Source organism: Pseudomonas viciae (assembly GCF_004786035.1).
In the GTDB taxonomy this organism is placed as follows: Bacteria; Pseudomonadota; Gammaproteobacteria; order Pseudomonadales; family Pseudomonadaceae; genus Aquipseudomonas; species Aquipseudomonas viciae.
Map to the genome: position 1 here is coordinate 2,145,599 of NZ_CP035088.1, position 17,506 is coordinate 2,163,104.

Annotated in this window: 14 protein-coding genes and 3 tRNA genes; 13 read left to right on the forward strand and 4 right to left on the reverse strand. The window is 57.8% G+C overall.

Annotated features, from left to right (window positions below):
- Window positions 1–26: 26 nt before the first annotated feature.
- The 3 genes from EPZ47_RS09815 to EPZ47_RS09825 all read left to right on the forward strand — a co-directional run bounded on the left by EPZ47_RS09815 (window position 27) and on the right by EPZ47_RS09825 (window position 2,218).
- A complete protein-coding gene (locus EPZ47_RS09815) occupies window positions 27–776 on the forward strand; it encodes a TerC family protein (protein WP_135844576.1) in 750 nt (249 codons plus the stop codon).
- Between the two features lie 462 nt (window positions 777–1,238).
- Window positions 1,239–1,916, forward strand: coding sequence for a peptidase C39 family protein (locus tag EPZ47_RS09820; RefSeq protein WP_135844577.1), 678 nt, complete (start codon window positions 1,239–1,241; stop codon window positions 1,914–1,916).
- 101 nt (window positions 1,917–2,017) lie between these two features.
- A complete protein-coding gene (locus EPZ47_RS09825; protein WP_135844578.1) occupies window positions 2,018–2,218 on the forward strand; it encodes a DUF6021 family protein in 201 nt (66 codons plus the stop codon).
- Window positions 2,219–2,262: 44 nt separating this feature from the next.
- Here the strand turns inward: EPZ47_RS09825 and pbpG are convergent, their stop codons facing one another.
- Together pbpG and folD are read right to left on the reverse strand one after the other, a co-directional pair.
- Window positions 2,263–3,201 carry a D-alanyl-D-alanine endopeptidase gene (pbpG, locus tag EPZ47_RS09830; protein WP_135844579.1) on the reverse strand — a complete coding sequence of 313 codons (939 nt, stop codon included), beginning with the start codon at window positions 3,199–3,201 and terminating at the stop codon, window positions 2,263–2,265.
- A gap of 359 nt (window positions 3,202–3,560) precedes the next feature.
- Complete coding sequence (gene folD, locus EPZ47_RS09840; protein ID WP_135844581.1) at window positions 3,561–4,415, reverse strand: bifunctional methylenetetrahydrofolate dehydrogenase/methenyltetrahydrofolate cyclohydrolase FolD; 855 nt, start codon at window positions 4,413–4,415, stop codon at window positions 3,561–3,563.
- Window positions 4,416–4,696: 281 nt separating this feature from the next.
- On the opposite strand from folD, the gene EPZ47_RS09845 reads away from it, so the two are divergent.
- The 10 genes from EPZ47_RS09845 to EPZ47_RS09895 all read left to right on the forward strand — a co-directional run bounded on the left by EPZ47_RS09845 (window position 4,697) and on the right by EPZ47_RS09895 (window position 15,031).
- A tRNA-Arg gene (locus tag EPZ47_RS09845) sits at window positions 4,697–4,773 on the forward strand.
- A gap of 41 nt (window positions 4,774–4,814) precedes the next feature.
- Window positions 4,815–4,890, forward strand: a tRNA-His gene (locus EPZ47_RS09850).
- Window positions 4,891–4,948: 58 nt separating this feature from the next.
- Window positions 4,949–5,033, forward strand: a tRNA-Leu gene (locus EPZ47_RS09855).
- Between the two features lie 422 nt (window positions 5,034–5,455).
- Window positions 5,456–6,766 carry a trigger factor gene (tig, locus tag EPZ47_RS09860; protein ID WP_135844582.1) on the forward strand — a complete coding sequence of 437 codons (1,311 nt, stop codon included), beginning with the start codon at window positions 5,456–5,458 and terminating at the stop codon, window positions 6,764–6,766.
- A gap of 93 nt (window positions 6,767–6,859) precedes the next feature.
- Window positions 6,860–7,501, forward strand: coding sequence for an ATP-dependent Clp endopeptidase proteolytic subunit ClpP (gene clpP / locus EPZ47_RS09865; protein WP_003183177.1), 642 nt, complete (start codon window positions 6,860–6,862; stop codon window positions 7,499–7,501).
- Window positions 7,502–7,608: 107 nt separating this feature from the next.
- Window positions 7,609–8,892: an ATP-dependent Clp protease ATP-binding subunit ClpX gene (gene clpX, locus EPZ47_RS09870; protein WP_123416516.1), complete on the forward strand. Its 1,284-nt coding sequence runs from the start codon at window positions 7,609–7,611 to the stop codon at window positions 8,890–8,892.
- A 161-nt stretch (window positions 8,893–9,053) separates the two neighbouring features.
- The gene (gene lon, locus EPZ47_RS09875; protein ID WP_135844583.1) at window positions 9,054–11,450 is read left to right on the forward strand and encodes an endopeptidase La; all 2,397 of its coding nucleotides are present in this window, start codon (window positions 9,054–9,056) and stop codon (window positions 11,448–11,450) included.
- Between the two features lie 148 nt (window positions 11,451–11,598).
- Entirely contained in the window at window positions 11,599–11,871 is a 273-nt protein-coding gene (locus tag EPZ47_RS09880) for an HU family DNA-binding protein (protein WP_003183171.1), read from the forward strand.
- A 224-nt stretch (window positions 11,872–12,095) separates the two neighbouring features.
- Window positions 12,096–13,967, forward strand: a complete 1,872-nt coding sequence (locus EPZ47_RS09890) for a SurA N-terminal domain-containing protein (protein ID WP_135844584.1) — start codon at window positions 12,096–12,098, stop codon at window positions 13,965–13,967.
- Between the two features lie 224 nt (window positions 13,968–14,191).
- The gene (locus tag EPZ47_RS09895; protein WP_135844585.1) at window positions 14,192–15,031 is read left to right on the forward strand and encodes a DUF2242 domain-containing protein; all 840 of its coding nucleotides are present in this window, start codon (window positions 14,192–14,194) and stop codon (window positions 15,029–15,031) included.
- Between the two features lie 299 nt (window positions 15,032–15,330).
- On the opposite strand, the gene EPZ47_RS09900 is transcribed toward EPZ47_RS09895, so the two are convergent.
- Together EPZ47_RS09900 and EPZ47_RS09905 are read right to left on the reverse strand one after the other, a co-directional pair.
- Window positions 15,331–16,368: an AraC family transcriptional regulator gene (locus tag EPZ47_RS09900; RefSeq protein WP_135844586.1), complete on the reverse strand. Its 1,038-nt coding sequence runs from the start codon at window positions 16,366–16,368 to the stop codon at window positions 15,331–15,333.
- Window positions 16,369–16,370: 2 nt separating this feature from the next.
- On the reverse strand, window positions 16,371–17,501 hold the full coding sequence (locus EPZ47_RS09905) for a carbon-nitrogen hydrolase family protein (protein WP_135844587.1): 1,131 nt from the start codon (window positions 17,499–17,501) through the stop codon (window positions 16,371–16,373).
- Window positions 17,502–17,506 lie beyond the last annotated feature (5 nt).

Genomic DNA, 17,506 nt, shown 5'->3' on the forward strand with positions numbered 1-17,506 from the left:
CCCGTCACATCAGTCAGGACTGACCCATGGATTATCTTTTACAGCTCGCCGCCAGCCCCACTGCGTGGATCGCCCTGGCAACTCTGGTCGTCATGGAAATCGTGCTTGGCATCGATAACCTGATCTTCATTTCGATCCTGACCAACAAGCTGCCCGAACAGCACCGTGCCAAGGCGCGGCGGATCGGTATCGGCATGGCGCTGATCCTGCGCCTGGGCTTGTTGAGCACCATTGCGTTCATTGTGCAGTTGACCGAACCTGTCATCGAGATCCTTGGCCAGGCGTTCTCCTGGAAGGACATGATCCTGATCGCCGGCGGCCTGTTCCTACTGTGGAAGGCCACCACTGAGATCCACCACAGCATGGATCCGGCGCCGAACGATCCCAAGTCGGCCACGTCCGGCGTGACCTTGGGCTTTGCCGCCGCGATCGGTCAGATCCTGATGCTGGACCTGGTGTTCTCCATCGACAGCATCATCACCGCCGTGGGCATGACCGAGCACTTGCCGATCATGATCATCGCCGTCGTGGTGTCGGTACTGGTGATGCTGCTGGCAGCCGAGCCGTTGGCCAAGTTCATCAATGACAACCCGACGGTGGTCATGCTGGCCCTGGGCTTCCTGATCATGATCGGCATGACGCTGATCGCCGAAGGCTTCGGCGCTCATGTGCCTAAAGGCTATATCTACGCCGCCATGGCGTTCTCGGCGGCGATTGAGACGTTGAACATGCTGTCCCGTCGCGCCAGGCAGAAGACGTTGGCTGAAAGCGCCTGATTCCAGGCAGACAATAAAGCCGCCCGGGTCTACATCCCGGGCGGTTTTTTTTTGGGGATTTTGAACAGTCGGTGCTCAGTGTGCGGTTGCGTGGCGCCGGGAGGCTTTCGTGGTTTTTTCCGATAGAGCGGGCGGTGCGTGATGATGGCGGCGGGTAATTCGCAACACACCCCATAACATGGCGGTCGCTACGCTCAGCCAGCCGAATATCAGCATCAGAATTGTCGTCGTTAGGCTCATCTGTGCCTCCTTCTGCCCCGGTTCAGGGCGCGCAATCAGTACAGTAGACAGTCTAGTCGAGCCAGTGTTGCAGGCAGTCGATCGGTAGCGCCCGGCACGGGCCGATTCGTTCTATCGCGACGGTGCGACCGTTGTTTAAGGCTATACCCAGGCTTGTGCGCACCTTATGATCGACGGCCCAAGCATGGCCCGAATATCGGGTACCTGAACTAGAGAGTCATAATGTTGCCGGTAATTTCCTCTTTTCGATCACTGGTACTGGCGACGGTTTGCCTGGCGACCCTGGCGGGTTGCGCGGGCAGCGTGTCGCCTCAGATCCAACGCCTGCCCGAGCGGGTTGAGCTCAACAGCGTGCCGTTCTTTCGGGGCGAAATGTACCAGGGAGCCCCCCAATCGCTGGCGGCCCTGCTGACGTTGCAAGGCACAGTCATTACGCCGGGGCTGCTGGAGAAACCTCTGCACCTGCCGGGCGGAGAAGCTGCTTTGCAGCAGAATATGCAAACCCTGGCGCGAGAGTATGGGCTGGTGGTGTATCCCCTCGACAACGCGCTGCCCGCATTGCTGGAGCAGGTTGCGGCGGGTTACCCCGTATTGCTGCGTTATACCGAGGGGACGGCGTTCTGGTCCGCGCCGCGCTACGGGATTCTGGCCGGCTATAACCGGCAGAAGCAGACCGTCTTGTTGCGATCAGGCATGAATCGGCGACAGTTGATGAGCTTCAGTTCGTTCGAATCGGCCTTCAAAGATGCCGGTGGCTGGGCGGTTCTGGTCCAGCGTCCTACGCAGCTTCCGGCCAATGTTGACTCGCAGCGCTGGCTGAAAGCGGCGAATGAGCTGGCCGGGGCAGGGCAGGAGCACGAGGCGGCGCGGGCCACCAAAGCCCTGGGCACCGCCCACTGATCGCCGGTCCCGTTCGTCACTCGCCGGGCACGACTTGGCTGGCCCGGGGCTCTTATCGTCAGGGTTCGGAATTTTTCCGACCATGATTCCAGGAGGCAGGTATGGCACAGCCAAAAGCACCTACGGGGCCACATTCTTCCGAGCATTCTTCCGGTGACAATGATCTGGGCTTCGATCCGGACTCTCCGGATCTCGGCGACCCACAAGTCGATCCGGTAGGGCCAGCCAAGGCGCCTCTGGACGAGAAAGACGAGCAAGAGAAGTCCAAGCCCTATGATCCGCTGGGTGATCTAAAGCCGTGAACAAAAAAGCCCCGACAAATCGGGGCTTTTTTTGGGAGGGTGGATTACTGGGACGCTTCCACCACGCCACTCTGACGGCTCTTGAGGTTCTTCGCCGCCTTGTATTGGAGGGCCACCGATGGCACGTTGGCGCTTTTGCCGGTTTCTACCCAACTGCGAATTCGGCTGGCATCAGCGAAGTGGGTGTATTTGCCGAAGGCATCAAGGATCACCAGCGCCATTGGACGATTACCCATTTTCGTCACCAGCACCAGGCAGTGGCCGGCCTGGTTGGTGAAACCGGTCTTGGTCAGTTGAATGTCCCAATTGGCTTTGTGGACCAGGTGGTCGGTGTTGCGAAAGCCCAGGCTATACACCGGTTTGCGGAAAGTGACGGTTTTTTCCTTGGTGGTGCTCAGTTCGCTCAGCAGCGGATACTTGCGGGCCGCGATCAGCAGTTTGGTCAGGTCCCTGGCGGTAGAAACGTTCCGGACTGACAGGCCTGTGGGTTCGACGTAATGAGTGCTGGTCATGCCCAGCGATTTGGCCTTGGCGTTCATGGCTGCGATGAATGCCGCGTATCCGCCTGGATAATGATGCGCGAGGCTGGCGGCTGCGCGGTTTTCCGAAGACATCAGGGCGATGAGCAGTACGTCCCGGCGCGACAATTCACTGTTGAGCTTGACCCGGGAGAACACACCTTTCATCTCTGGCGTGTTCGCGATGGTGATGGAGATGTACTCATCCAGGTTCTGTTTGGCATCCAGTACGATCAAGCCGGTCATCAATTTGGTCACCGAAGCGATCGGTACTACCACGTCCGGATTGCTGGAATAGACGACTTTATCTGTCTGCAAGTCCAGCAGGATCGCGCTGCCTGAGGCAACCTGCAGTTTTGAAGTGTCTCGTGGGGCCGCGATGGTTTCCTGCGCGTCGACATTTTGCGTGATGAAGGTGCCTGTGAAAGCGATGAACAGGCTAAGGATCGAAAGACGGATTTTCACGCGAGTAGGCTCGATGGAGTTGAAAAGGTGCCGTTGGCAACGGTTTTCTAAAAAAACGTTGCATTTTATGAGTATGGGCGACAACAGCGCTATATGCCTGTGCCGCCGGGGCTTGTGAATAAATAAAGTTTAATGAAGGGGGATTTTGGCGAATCGGATCTGAAAAATTTGTAGTTTGGGGGATTCAATAACAACCGCCGACGGCTGCCTGTCGATTCAAGAACAGGCGACCAAAACATCTGTGGGAGCGAGCCTGCTCACGATAGCGGTATGTCAGCCACCATTGATGCTGGCTGATCCGAGGCTATCGCGGGCAAGCTCGCTCCCACTGGGGGGGGCGGCTGGATTGAAACGGTGTATCAGCTATGCAGCGTTTCTGCTGCGTACAACGTGTTTTCCAGCAGGCAGGCGCGGGTCATCGGGCCTACGCCGCCTGGTACCGGGGTGATCCAGGCGGCGCGGGGCAGGGCGGTCTCATAGACCACGTCACCTACCAGCTTGCCATCGTCCTGACGGTTGATGCCCACGTCGATGACGATGGCGCCTTCCTTGATCCACTCGCCCTTCACCAGGCCGGGTTTGCCGGCGGCTACCACCACCAGATCGGCGCGGCCGACGTGGCCGGCCAGGTCCTTGGTGAAACGGTGGGTCACGGTGACGGTACAGCCGGCCAGCAGTAACTCCATGGCCATTGGGCGGCCGACGATGTTGGACGCGCCCACGACCACTGCATCAAGGCCATAAAGGTCCACGCCGGTGCTTTCCAGTAGCGTCATGATGCCTTTTGGGGTGCAGGGGCGCAGCAACGGGATGCGCTGGGCCAGCCGGCCGACGTTATAAGGATGGAAGCCATCGACGTCTTTGTCCGGGCGGATACGCTCCAGCAGCTTGGAGGCATCCAGGTGCTGGGGCAGCGGCAGTTGGAGCAGAACGCCGTCGATGTTCGGGTCGTCGTTCAGGCGATCGATCAGATCGGCCAATGCTTGCTGAGTGGTTTCGGAAGGCAGGTCGTAAGCCTGGGAAAGGAAGCCGACCTCTTCACAGTCTTTACGCTTGTGCGAGACATAAACCTGAGAGGCAGGATCGCTGCCGACCAGAATCACCGCAAGGCCGGGCGTGCGCAGGCCTTGCTGGCGGCGCTCGGTGACTCGTTGGGCGATCTGCTGGCGCAGGCTGGCGGCGATCGATTTGCCGTCGATAAGTTGTGCAGTCATTGCGCGTGGTTAACCATCGAGAGGGGGAAAAAAGAGAACGCATTCTCGCACGCCGAGGCGTGAGGGCAAAGGCGCTTGGTCTGCAAATTCCCCTAAGCCCTTTAATTAAATGAATTTTTTTTAAAAAAGAGTTGACGACCTATCAGGCCGTCTATAACATTCGTCGCACTTGTCGGGCACAGCCTAGCACTGGTTAAGAAGGTTGAGCGGAGTTGGTTGTTTCAACTCGGCAAAACTGAAAGCACTTAGTTTGTAATCGTCCAAGAATACAGATTAAAAAGGCGCCCGTAGCTCAGCTGGATAGAGCATCCGCCTTCTAAGCGGATGGTCGCAGGTTCGAGTCCTGCCGGGTGCGCCAATTAGGCAGCTTTGGCACAAGTAAGGCAACAAGGCAATATGGTGGGCGTAGCTCAGTTGGTAGAGCACGGGATTGTGACTCCCGTTGTCGTGGGTTCGATCCCCATCGTCCACCCCATATTCTAGAAAGGCGCCAGATTTAAAAGTCTGGCGCCTTTGCTTTAAAAGCTTGATACGCGGATGTGGTGGAATTGGTAGACACACTGGATTTAGGTTCCAGCGCCGCAAGGTGTGAGAGTTCGAGTCTCTCCGTCCGCACCATACAAGTCGCTATTTAAATAGCAGAAAACGGCGCAGTACCTGAAAAGGGCTGCGCCGTTTTTGTTTTCAATGGTTTTGTGTTGTTCGCCAGCTCCGGTTTTGGAGTTGTGCGCAGCGATCGGTTCGTCGCGATTGTGTTTCGTGATGATACGCGGGGCGCCCGTCGGTCTCCTTGCGGGGCCGGGAGCCGCGAGTTCGGATACCGTGCTTCTATATATAGGAGCGTTGGTGCAGAGCCTTGGGCTGATCGACTGTATTTGCAATCCGGGCGGGGCATGATCGTTTGCCCCGTCCTTAAATTCGGCGCCTGTTTCCTGCGCGTTTTCAGTAGGGTGACTTCTTGAGTTTGACCTACTAGAATGCATGCCCTTGATTCTGGGGTCGGAAACGCCCGGCCAACGTCTGTGCAACGAGGAATATCCATGCAAGTTTCTGTTGAAAATACTTCTGCTCTTGAGCGCCGCATGAGCATCACCGTGCCGGCTGAGCGCATCGAGACTCAGGTCAACAAGCGTCTGCAGCAGACTGCCCAAAAGGCCAAAATCCCAGGTTTCCGCCCAGGCAAAGTGCCAATGAGCGTGATCCGTCAGCGTTACGAAGCTGACGCGCGTCAGGAAGCCGTGGGCGACGTGATCCAGTCTTCGTTCTACGAAGCGGTTGTCGAGCAGAAGCTGAACCCGGCTGGCGCTCCCTCCGTCGAGCCTAAAGTGCTGGAAAAAGGCAAGGACCTGGAATTCATCGCCACGTTCGAAGTGTTCCCTGAGTTCACTGTTGCCGGTTTCGAGTCCATCGCTGTCGAGCGCCTGAGCGCTGACGTTTCGGACGCTGACCTGGACAAGATGCTGGACATCCTGCGTAAGCAGAACACCCGTTTCGAAGTGGCCGAGCGCGCTGCCCAGAACGAAGATCAACTGAACATCGATTTTGTCGGCAAGGTCGACGGTGAAGTGTTCGCCGGCGGTTCCGCCAAGGCTACCCAGCTGGTACTGGGTTCCGGCCGCATGATCCCTGGCTTCGAAGACGGCCTGGTCGGCGCAAAAGCCGGCGAAGAGCGTGTGCTGAACCTGACCTTCCCTGAGGACTACCAGAACCTGGACCTGGCTGGCAAAACCGCCGAGTTCACCGTGACGGTCAACAGCGTTTCCGAGCCGAAGCTGCCTGAGCTGAACGAAGAGTTCTTCGCCCAGTTCGGCATCAAGGAAACCGGTCTGGAAGGCTTCCGCACCGAAGTTCGCAAGAACATGGAGCGTGAGCTGCGCCAGGCCATCAAGTCCAAGGTCAAGAACCAGGTGATGGACGGTCTGCTGGCCTCCAACCCGATCGAAGTGCCAAAGGCTCTGCTGGACAACGAAGTGAACCGTCTGCGTGTGCAGGCTGTTCAGCAGTTCGGCGGCAACATCAAGCCGGACCAACTGCCTGCCGAGCTGTTCGAAGAGCAAGCCAAGCGCCGCGTCGTGCTGGGCCTGATCGTTGCCGAAGTGGTCAAGCAGTTCGAACTCAAGCCTGACGAAGCCCGCGTTCGCGAGCTGATCCAGGAAATGGCCTCGGCCTACCAGGAACCTGAGCAAGTCGTGTCCTGGTACTACAAGAACGACCAGCAGCTGAACGAAGTCCGTTCGGTTGTGCTGGAAGAACAAGTTGTGGATACTGTTCTGCAGAAAGCTAGCGTGACCGATAAAGCGGTCTCTTACGAAGAAGCGGTCAAGCCGGTGGAAGCTCCACAAGCCGATTGATCGTTCTGCGGTAAGAAATACACACCCATAAGCCAGCCTTCGTGCTGGCTTATGCGTATTCAAGACATAACTATTTGGGAGTGACTGCGAGACATGTCCCGCAATTCTTTTTATCAGCAGAGCTCTGACATCCAAGCCGCAGGCGGCCTGGTCCCGATGGTTATCGAGCAGTCCGCCCGTGGCGAGCGTGCCTATGACATCTACTCGCGTCTGCTCAAGGAACGCGTCATCTTCCTGATCGGCCCCGTTGAAGACTACATGGCCAACCTGGTCGCGGCGCAACTGCTGTTCCTTGAAGCGGAAAACCCGGACAAGGATATCCATCTGTACATCAACTCACCCGGCGGTTCGGTGACTGCGGGGATGTCGATCTACGACACCATGCAATTCATCAAGCCAGACGTTTCCACCATCTGCATCGGCCAGGCCTGCAGCATGGGCGCATTCCTGCTTGCCGGTGGCGCAGCGGGCAAGCGTCACTGCCTGCCTAACTCGCGCATGATGATTCACCAGCCACTGGGCGGCTTCCAGGGCCAGGCTTCGGATATCGATATCCATGCCAAGGAAATCCTCCACATTCGCTCGCGTCTCAATTCGCTGCTGGCCCATCACACCGGTCAAAGCCTCGAAACCATTGAGCGTGATACCGAGCGTGACAACTTCATGAGCGCCGAGCGTGCAGCCGAATACGGTCTGATCGACTCTGTGATCAACAAGCGTCAAATGCCTGCCTAAGCCGCTCAAAATGCAGGTGGTTGGGATGACCGGCCGCCTGCGGGCTTGAAAAAGCCCGCAATTGCCTTCATCTTGTGTTGCAAGCCTATCGGATTTGGATCGATCGAATGACTGACACCCGCAACGGCGAGGACAACGGCAAACTGCTTTATTGCTCCTTCTGTGGCAAAAGCCAGCATGAAGTACGCAAATTGATTGCCGGCCCCTCGGTCTTCATTTGCGACGAGTGCGTCGACCTGTGCAATGACATCATCCGCGAGGAGGTGCAGGAAGCCCAGGCCGAGAGCAGCGCGCATAAATTGCCTTCGCCTAAAGAAATCAGCGGCATCCTTGATCAGTATGTGATTGGTCAAGAACGTGCGAAAAAGGTACTGGCCGTAGCGGTGTACAACCACTACAAGCGCCTGAACCAGCGTGACAAAAAGAATGACGACGTCGAACTCGGCAAGAGCAACATCCTGCTGATCGGCCCGACAGGCTCGGGTAAAACCCTGCTTGCCGAAACTTTGGCGCGCTTGCTGAACGTTCCGTTCACCATCGCCGACGCAACCACCCTTACCGAGGCGGGTTACGTAGGTGAAGATGTCGAGAATATTATTCAGAAGTTGTTGCAGAAGTGCGATTACGATGTGGAAAAGGCCCAGATGGGCATTGTCTACATTGACGAAATCGACAAGATTTCCCGCAAGTCCGACAACCCGTCCATCACCCGGGATGTTTCCGGCGAGGGCGTGCAGCAGGCCTTGCTCAAGTTGATCGAAGGTACGGTCGCTTCCGTTCCGCCCCAGGGTGGCCGCAAGCATCCGCAGCAGGAGTTCCTGCAGGTCGACACCCGTAACATCCTGTTCATCTGCGGTGGTGCGTTCTCCGGCCTGGAAAAGGTTATTCAAAACCGTTCCACCCGTGGCGGCATTGGTTTCAACGCCGAAGTGCGCAGCAAGGAAGAAGGCAAGAAGGTCGGTGAGTCCCTGCGTGAAGTCGAGCCTGACGATCTGGTCAAGTTCGGTCTGATCCCGGAATTCGTGGGTCGTCTGCCGGTCCTGGCGACGCTGGACGAGTTGGATGAAGCGGCGTTGATGCAGATTCTGACCGAGCCGAAAAACGCCCTGACCAAGCAGTACGCCAAGCTGTTCGAAATGGAAGGTGTAGACCTGGAGTTCCGTTCCGACGCGCTGAAATCGGTTGCCAAACGTGCCCTGGAGCGTAAGACCGGTGCCCGTGGGTTGCGCTCGATTCTCGAAGGCGTCTTGCTCGACACGATGTATGAAATCCCCTCGCAGTCCGAGGTGAGTAAAGTCGTGATCGACGAAAGCGTTATAGAAGGCAAGTCCAAGCCATTGTATATCTACGAAAACAATGAGCCGACTGCCAAGGCCGCGCCGGACGCGTAAGCGTCCCGCTGTTGGTACAAAGGAGGGGCCTTCGGGCCCCTTTGCTTTTAGCGCGTTTTAGACGTGTCTTAGCGCTTGTTTTTTTTCAAGGCTGCCCCCATCTTGGTTTCAAGCTTACTTCCATCTGTTTCCGGCCTTGTGGCCGCCGTAGAGGCGAAATCATGAAGACAACCATCGAATTGCCTCTCCTGCCATTGCGTGATGTTGTGGTGTATCCGCACATGGTTATCCCGCTGTTCGTGGGGCGCGAGAAGTCTATCGAAGCCCTCGAGGCTGCGATGACGGGTGACAAGCAGATCCTTCTGCTGGCTCAGAGAAATCCTGCTGACGACGATCCCGGCGAAGACGCACTTTATCGCGTAGGTACGATTGCAACGGTTCTGCAACTGCTCAAGCTGCCCGACGGCACCGTCAAGGTTCTCGTTGAAGGTGAACAGCGCGGTGCAGTCGAGCGTTTCAGCGAAGTGGACGGCCATTGCCGGGCCGAAGTGTCGCTGATCGAAGAGGTCGATGCGCCCGAGCGTGAATCCGAGGTGTTTGTCCGCAGCCTGCTGTCTCAGTTCGAGCAATACGTGCAGTTGGGCAAGAAGGTGCCTGCCGAGGTCCTGTCGTCGCTTAACAGCATCGACGAGCCCGGGCGGCTGGTCGATACGATGGCGGCCCACATGGCGCTCAAGATCGAGCAGAAGCAGGAAATTCTCGAAATCATCGATTTGTCGGCCCGTGTCGAACACGTGCTGGCATTGCTCGATGGCGAAATCGATCTGCTGCAGGTCGAGAAACGCATTCGCGGTCGCGTCAAGAAGCAAATGGAGCGCAGCCAGCGCGAGTACTACCTGAATGAGCAGATGAAGGCCATTCAAAAGGAACTCGGCGATGGTGACGAAGGCCACAACGAAATCGAAGAGCTGAAAAAGCGTATCGATGCCGCTGGCTTGCCCAAGGATGCACTGGCCAAGGCCCAGGCCGAGCTGAACAAGCTCAAGCAGATGTCGCCGATGTCTGCCGAAGCCACCGTGGTGCGCTCCTACATCGATTGGCTGGTGCAGGTGCCGTGGAAGGCCCAGAGCAAGGTGCGTCTGGACTTGGCCCGTGCCGAAGACATCCTCGACGCCGACCATTACGGTCTGGAAGAGGTCAAGGAACGCATCCTTGAATACCTCGCCGTGCAAAAGCGCGTGAAAAAAATTCGCGGTCCGGTGCTGTGCCTGGTTGGTCCTCCCGGGGTTGGTAAAACCTCCCTGGCGGAGTCGATTGCCCACGCCACCAACCGTAAATTCGTGCGTATGGCCCTTGGCGGCGTGCGCGACGAGGCGGAAATCCGCGGTCATCGCCGCACCTACATCGGGTCGATGCCAGGAAGATTGATTCAAAAGATGACAAAAGTGGGTGTGCGCAACCCATTGTTCCTTTTGGATGAAATCGACAAGATGGGCAGCGATATGCGTGGCGATCCCGCCTCTGCGTTGCTTGAAGTGCTCGATCCTGAGCAGAATCACAATTTCAACGATCACTACCTGGAGGTCGACTACGACCTGTCGGACGTGATGTTCCTTTGCACCTCCAACTCCATGAACATTCCGGCGGCCCTGCTGGATCGGATGGAGGTGATTCGTCTGCCCGGCTATACCGAAGACGAGAAGATCAACATCGCCGTCAAATACCTTTCGCCCAAGCAGATCCAGGCCAACGGCCTGAAAAAAGGCGAGTTGGAATTCGATGAGGAAGCCATTCGCGACATCATCCGTTACTACACCCGCGAAGCCGGTGTGCGTGGCCTGGAGCGGCAAATTGCCAAGGTTTGCCGCAAGGCGGTCAAGGAGCATGCGCTGGAAAAACGCTTCGCGGTCAAGGTCACTTCGGACCTGCTGGAGCACTTCCTGGGTGTGCGCAAATTCCGCTATGGCCTGGCCGAGCAACAGGATCAGATTGGTCAGGTGACCGGTCTTGCGTGGACCCAAGTGGGCGGCGAGTTGCTGACCATCGAGGCGGCTGTGGTGCCGGGCAAAGGGCAGTTGATCAAGACCGGTTCCCTGGGCGACGTGATGGTTGAGTCGATTACTGCGGCGCTGACGGTGGTTCGTAGCCGCGCTCGGAGCCTGGGCATTCCTGTGGACTTCCACGAGAAGCGCGATACGCATATCCACATGCCTGAAGGGGCGACGCCCAAGGATGGCCCAAGCGCTGGCGTAGGTATGTGCACGGCCCTGGTATCAGCGCTGACCGGCATCCCGGTGCGCGCCGATGTCGCCATGACGGGTGAAATCACGCTGCGCGGCCAGGTATTGGCAATCGGCGGCCTGAAGGAAAAACTGCTGGCGGCTCACCGTGGCGGGATCAAGACCGTGATCATTCCTGAAGAGAATGTTCGCGATCTGAAGGAAATTCCTGACAACATTAAGCAGGATCTTCAGATCAAACCAGTTAAATGGATTGACGAGGTCCTGCAAATTGCGCTGCAATACGCGCCGGAGCCCTTGCCGGATGTGGCTCCGGAGATAGTCGCGAAGGACGAAAAGCGCGAGTCTGACTCTAAGGAAAGAATTAGTACGCATTAATACGCATTTGCCTGGGGGGCTTCCTTGACAGTTTTTTAGAGCCCTTGTTATAAAGCGGCTCTTAAGTGTCTGTAGGCCATTCAGCACTCGTTTTTGCTTTCACCAAAAAAACTTAGAATCATCTCAAATAGATATAAGGGGACTTAGAGTGAACAAGTCGGAACTGATTGATGCTATCGCTGCATCCGCTGATATCCCGAAAGCTGCTGCTGGCCGTGCGCTGGACGCTGTAATCGAATCCGTCACTGGCGCTCTCAAGGCCGGCGACTCCGTTGTTCTGGTAGGTTTCGGCACCTTCTCCGTGACTGACCGCCCAGCTCGTACCGGTCGCAACCCGCAGACCGGCAAGACGCTGGAAATCCCTGCTGCCAAAAAGCCGGGTTTCAAAGCTGGTAAAGCGCTGAAAGAAGCCGTTAACTAAGGTTTCATTGAGTTTATCCGGGTCGGGGTCATGCCTGGCTTGGCAGCGGAGCGGTAATAGGACCGGTTGCTACTGGTCTGTGACGCCAGGGCTTGAGGGTTCGAGCCCGGTCCGCTCCGCCAGTTACGAGAAGGCGCATCCTCGGATGCGCCTTTCTTCTATCCGGATTCTACCCACGCTCCACGGTTGCCTAATTTTGAAGTTCAACCGTTTCTGGGGGACGCATGCTGCAGAATATCAGGGACAATTCACAAGGCTGGATTGCCAAAACCATCATCGGGGTCATCGTCGCATTGATGGCGTTGACCGGTTTCGATGCCATTTTTCAAGCCACCACCAACAGCAATGACGCGGCCAAGGTCAACGGCGAAAAAATCAGCCAGAACGAGCTGAGCCAGGCGGTCGATATGCAACGCCGTCAGCTCATGCAACAGTTGGGCAAGGATTTCGACGCCTCTTTGCTGGACGAAAAAATGCTGCGTGATTCGGCGCTCAAGGGCCTGATCGATCGCAAGCTGCTGCTGCAGGGCGCAAACGACGCGAAATTCGCTTTTTCCGAAGCCGCGCTGGATCAAGTGATCCTGCAAACACCTGAATTCCAGGTCGACGGCAAGTTCAGCGCCGAGCGTTTCGATCAGGTGATCCGCCAGCTGGGTTACAACCGTATGCAATTCCGCCAGATGCTGGCCCAGGAAATGCTGATCGGTCAGCTGCGTGCCGGTCTGGCTGGCAGCGGTTTCGTCACGGATGCCCAGGTGCTGGCATTCGCCCGCCTGGAAAAACAGACCCGTGATTTCGCCACCCTGAACATCAAGGCCGACCCGTCGGCAGTGAAGCTGACCGATGACGAGGTCAAGGCTTACTACGATAAACACGCTAAGGAATTCATGACGCCTGATCAGGTGGTCATCGATTATCTCGAACTGAAGAAAGCCTCGTTCTTCGATCAGGTCAGCGTCAAGGACGAAGACCTGCAAGCGGCCTATCAGAAAGAAATCGCCAACCTGTCCGAACAGCGTCGGGCTGCGCACATCCTGATCGAAGTGAACGACAAGGTCACCGAAGCCCAGGCCAAGGCGAAGATCGAGGAAATCCAGGCCCGCCTGGCCAAGGGTGAGTCGTTTGAAGCCCTGGCGAAGGAGTTTTCCCAGGACCCGGGTTCGGCGAATAACGGCGGTGATCTCGGTTATGCCGGTCCAGGCGTTTACGATCCGGAATTCGAAAAGGCGTTGTATGCCTTGAACAAGGACCAGGTATCGGCGCCGGTGCGCACCGATTTCGGTTTGCACCTGATCAAGCTGCTGGGTGTCGAAGCGCCTGAAGTTCCCACGTTTGCCAGTCTTAAGGACAAGCTGACCCGCGAGCTGAAGACCCAACAGGTAGAGCAGCGTTTCGTGGAAGCGACCAAGCAACTGGAGGATGCCTCGTTTGAAGCGTCCGACCTGGCGCAACCGGCTCAGGACCTGAAGCTGACCGTCCACACGTCGGCACCATTCGGGCGTGAAGGCGGGGAAGGGGTTGCGGCCAACCGTGCCGTGGTCACCGCTGCCTTCAGCCCGGAAGTGCTGGATGAGGGTGCCAATAGCACCGCCATCGAGCTGGACCCGGAAACTGTCGTGGTGCTGCGTGCCAAGGAACACCGCAAGCCTGAACAAATGTCGCTGGAAAGCGTGTCTGGGGCGATTCGCACTCAATTGGCCAAGGAACACGCCAGCGCGGCAGCCAAGACCCAGGCCGATGAGTTGATCGTCAGCCTGCGTGACGGCAAGACTGCCCTGGACAAGCCGGTTGCCGGCCAAAGCTGGAAAGTCAGCGAAGCGGCAACCCGTAACCAGGAAGGTATCGATCCGGCAGTGCTGCAAGCACTGTTCCGCATGCCCAAGCCTGAGTCGAAGGATAAGCCGACGTTCGCCAGCGTGACGTTGCCAGACGGCAGCCTGGTGGTCGTGCGTCTGAACGGCGTGAACGAAGCGGCGGCACCGACCGACGAAGAGAAGGCTCAGTATCGTCGCTATCTCGCTTCCCGTATCGGCCAGCAGGACTTCGCCGCTTATCGCAAGCAGTTGGAGAGCCAGGCGGACATCAAGCGTTTCTGAATGCGATGATGGCTCGCTAACCAAAGACCCCGGCCGAAAAGCCGGGGTCTTTTTGTATCTGCTTATTGCCAATGGCGGAATGTTCGTCGATCCATCGAGATTGCTTCTTTTTCCTGCAAACAACCCCCAGTAGACTTGTATCCCGTTCAAGTCGTGATTACTCACGCTGCCGAGCCGCGTTCTGTTGCACAATACGCCCCGGACTGTTTTTCTCAGGATGTTCAATGTTCAGATCACCTCACATGCGCACCCTCGGGCTTGCCTTGGCGTTGGCCGCCGCAGCCGGTTGCTCGTCCAAGAAAGCTGCCATTTACGAGCATGAAAACTTCGATGATTCCGGTACATTTTCGCGTACTTACCCAGTGAGTGATGCCGCGACCTGTGAAGCCGGGCGCCGGGCGTTGCTCAGTCAGGGCTACATCATCACCAGCAGCGATGCGAAACTGGTCAGTGGTCACAAGAGCTTTCAGCAGACCGGCGAAACCCACATGGAGATCAGTTTCAACCTGGTCTGTGCCGAAGACGGTGGTACCGGACATCGTGCGACCATGTTCGCCAACGCCCTGCAGGACCGTTATGCCCTGAAGAAAACCAACAACTCCGCCAGCCTGGGTGTGGGGGTGCTGGGCTCGGTGTCGATGCCGATCGGCTCGTCAGATGATTCGATGGTCAAGGTCGCCAGCGAAACCGTGTCGGCGGCCAAGTTCTATGAGCGTTTCTTTGCTTTGGTGGAATTGTTCCTACCGCCTGAAGCGAAAAAAGCCGTTGAGAACGTCGAAAAACCAAAAGATGAATTGGGTGTTCCGGAAACCAAGGTCGAACCGGCGGCGCTGATGCCTGCTCCTGCACCTGAACCTGAACCTGAACCTGAATCTTCCGCGCCGCAAGCGGCGCCACCACCTGTCGAACCCGCGCCTGCGGTGTCGGAGCCGATCACTCCGCCTGCCGAGCCAGCGCCGATTGCGCCTGAGCCGTCAGAGCCAACGCCAACCACGGAAACCATCACTGCGCCACCGCCCAGTACTTTGCCGGCGCCGACCGAGCCAATCCAGCCGCTCCCCTGAGGTTCGGCGAGGGGTAATCTCTTGCCACACCTTAATACGGTAATTTTCCGACGCTGTGCTACGTTTAATTCATGAAGCTTTTGCTTCATGTTTTGTTCATAAAGCAGCTTTATGCTGATTCCAACGCCATCAGGCATCGGTTTCAACGACAGGGGAAGGACTCGTAATGGATGATTATCAGGAAGAGCTGCTGGAATACCAGGCGTATGAACTGGACCCGCTGGAACCCGCCGAGGATGCGACGGAGTTGTAGTGCAAGGGCAGCGTACGCTACACGTTATTAGTGGAAAGTTTGAAGCTCAAATCACTCTATGACTGCGGCGAAACTCTCCGGGCGTCTGGTCGTTCCAGCGCTTGAAGGCACGTTGGAACGCCTCGGCTGAGGCGAAGCCCAACAGGTAGGCGATTTCGCCGAACGCCAGTTCGGTATCGCGGATGTAGGTCATGGCAAGGTCGCGGCGGGTGTCGTTGAGGATCGCGCGAAATTGCGTGCCTTCCTCGGCCAGTTTGCGGCGCAAGGTCCAGGTCGGTAGCTTCAGGCGTGCCGCCACTTCTTCCAGGTCGGGTTCCCGGCCGCCATTGAGCAACGGCCCCAGCAGTTGGATGATGCGCTCGCGTAGACTGCGGGTTCGGGTCAGCTGCTCCAGTTCCTGTTCACACAACTGAACCAGATGCCGCCAGGTACTGGGGCAATGCTGCCGATTGCGCTGGGCGAGACTGTCCAGGCCCAGGCGCAGTTGATTCTGCTGGGCGCCAAACTGGATAGGGCAATCACCGAGCGTTCGGTAGGCCTCCACGTACGGCGGTTCTTCGAATTCGATCTCTATGCGTTCGGCCCGCACCGCGATGTCGCTCACGCTCGATAGCTGCGCAAGCCAACCGGCAATGATCGAGTCCACGACGAAGCGGTTGTAGGCGTTATATGGGCTGATGGAATAGAACCGCAGCCACGCTCCCCGGGCGTCCTCATGAAAACTCGATTGGCCACGATAGTTGGAACCGTACAGAGGCTCGAAGCGGATCATGCAGCGTGCGGCTTCGCGTACGGTCGGCGCCTGGGCAGCAGTGACGCCCGCCAGCCCGGCCTGGCTCAAACGGCTGAGTTGACCCATACGCAGGCCCAGGGCCGGATCCTGGGTCTGTTGGATCGCCGCATGGCCCAGGCGCATGTAGCGTGGGATCGACAGGCGAGCCCCGGGTTGGGCCAGGCGTGCGGCATCGAGGCCGTATTGTTCAAGCAAGGGCTGGGGGTCCTGTCCATGACTGGCAACCGCATCCGCCAGGCTATGGACGAAGCCCACGGACAGGTCCCCCAGGCGCATCGGTTGCGGTTTCATGTTCACAACCAAAGGTTCAGCAAGCGGGCGCCACGGGCTTCTCCGTCAGAGAAGTGCTCGCCGCTGTGGCTGATGAAGCTCTGCCCGGCACTGCCGCTGTCCCAGAACTGGCCCCGCAGGAAGACGCTGACGCCGCCCCTGGCCCGGCTGATGGGCAATTGGCTGGTCAGCGTCAGGCGGTGCCAGGCCTGGCCTTCACTCACCTCGCCGGGTTTGAGGCTCACTTCGCTCGGCGTGGACAGGCCTTTATAGCCGCTCCAAGGTTTGTCCCACGTGTCGCGCCCGATGACGAAGGCGGGCACTGCGATCAGTTGCACGCCTTGTTCGTCGAGCTGCCGATAGTGGACTGGGTACCAGCTGTCGCTGCCGATCAGCACGCCCAGGCGCCCGGCGGGGGTGTCGATGACGCGGGTGGTGTTCGAGTGCTCCGCGCCCAGCACATCCCGTTGTTCAAACACCGGATGCTGTTGGCGCTGGGGTTGGCCGATCGGCTGCCCATCGCGGCCAAATACCAGGCTGCTGTTATACAGCGCGCCGCGGCCAATCTTCAGTTGACCGTTACTGACGCTGGGCTCGGGCAGCACGATGGAGCCGGCCACCAGGGTCACGCCGAATTCCTTCGCCAGTCCGCCAAACAGCGCCTGATAGTCATGGGCCATGGTGTCGGCCTTCATGCGTAGGTAGGCATCGTCCAGCCGGTTGTCGCCTTGAGCATTGAACAGGGCCTGGATAAACGCCAGCGGGTTGCTGATCGCCAGCCAATTCATGGCGTCCTTCAGCGTGGCAGCCTGATACAACTCGTCTTTTTCCCCGCTGACCATCAGCCAGGTACCAATGTGCTCGGGCAAGACCACGATGGTTTTGTCGTTGATAAAGCCTTGGTCGCGAGCGTTCTGCAGATAGGCCGCCAGCTTGCGACGCAGGTGCGCGGGGCTTTGGTAGTCAGTGGGAAATAATTCCGGTTGGATGCCCAACAGGTTGCCTCGATCGGCGGGGGTGCCCTGGTCGACCGCCAGGTTGATGCGAAGGTCTGACAGGTAATGACCCGCCGGACGGTCCGCCGTCCACAGTGCATAGGTGATCAGGGCGGCAATCAAGGCCAGTGAAAACAGCAGGTACAGAAATTTGCGCATGGGGG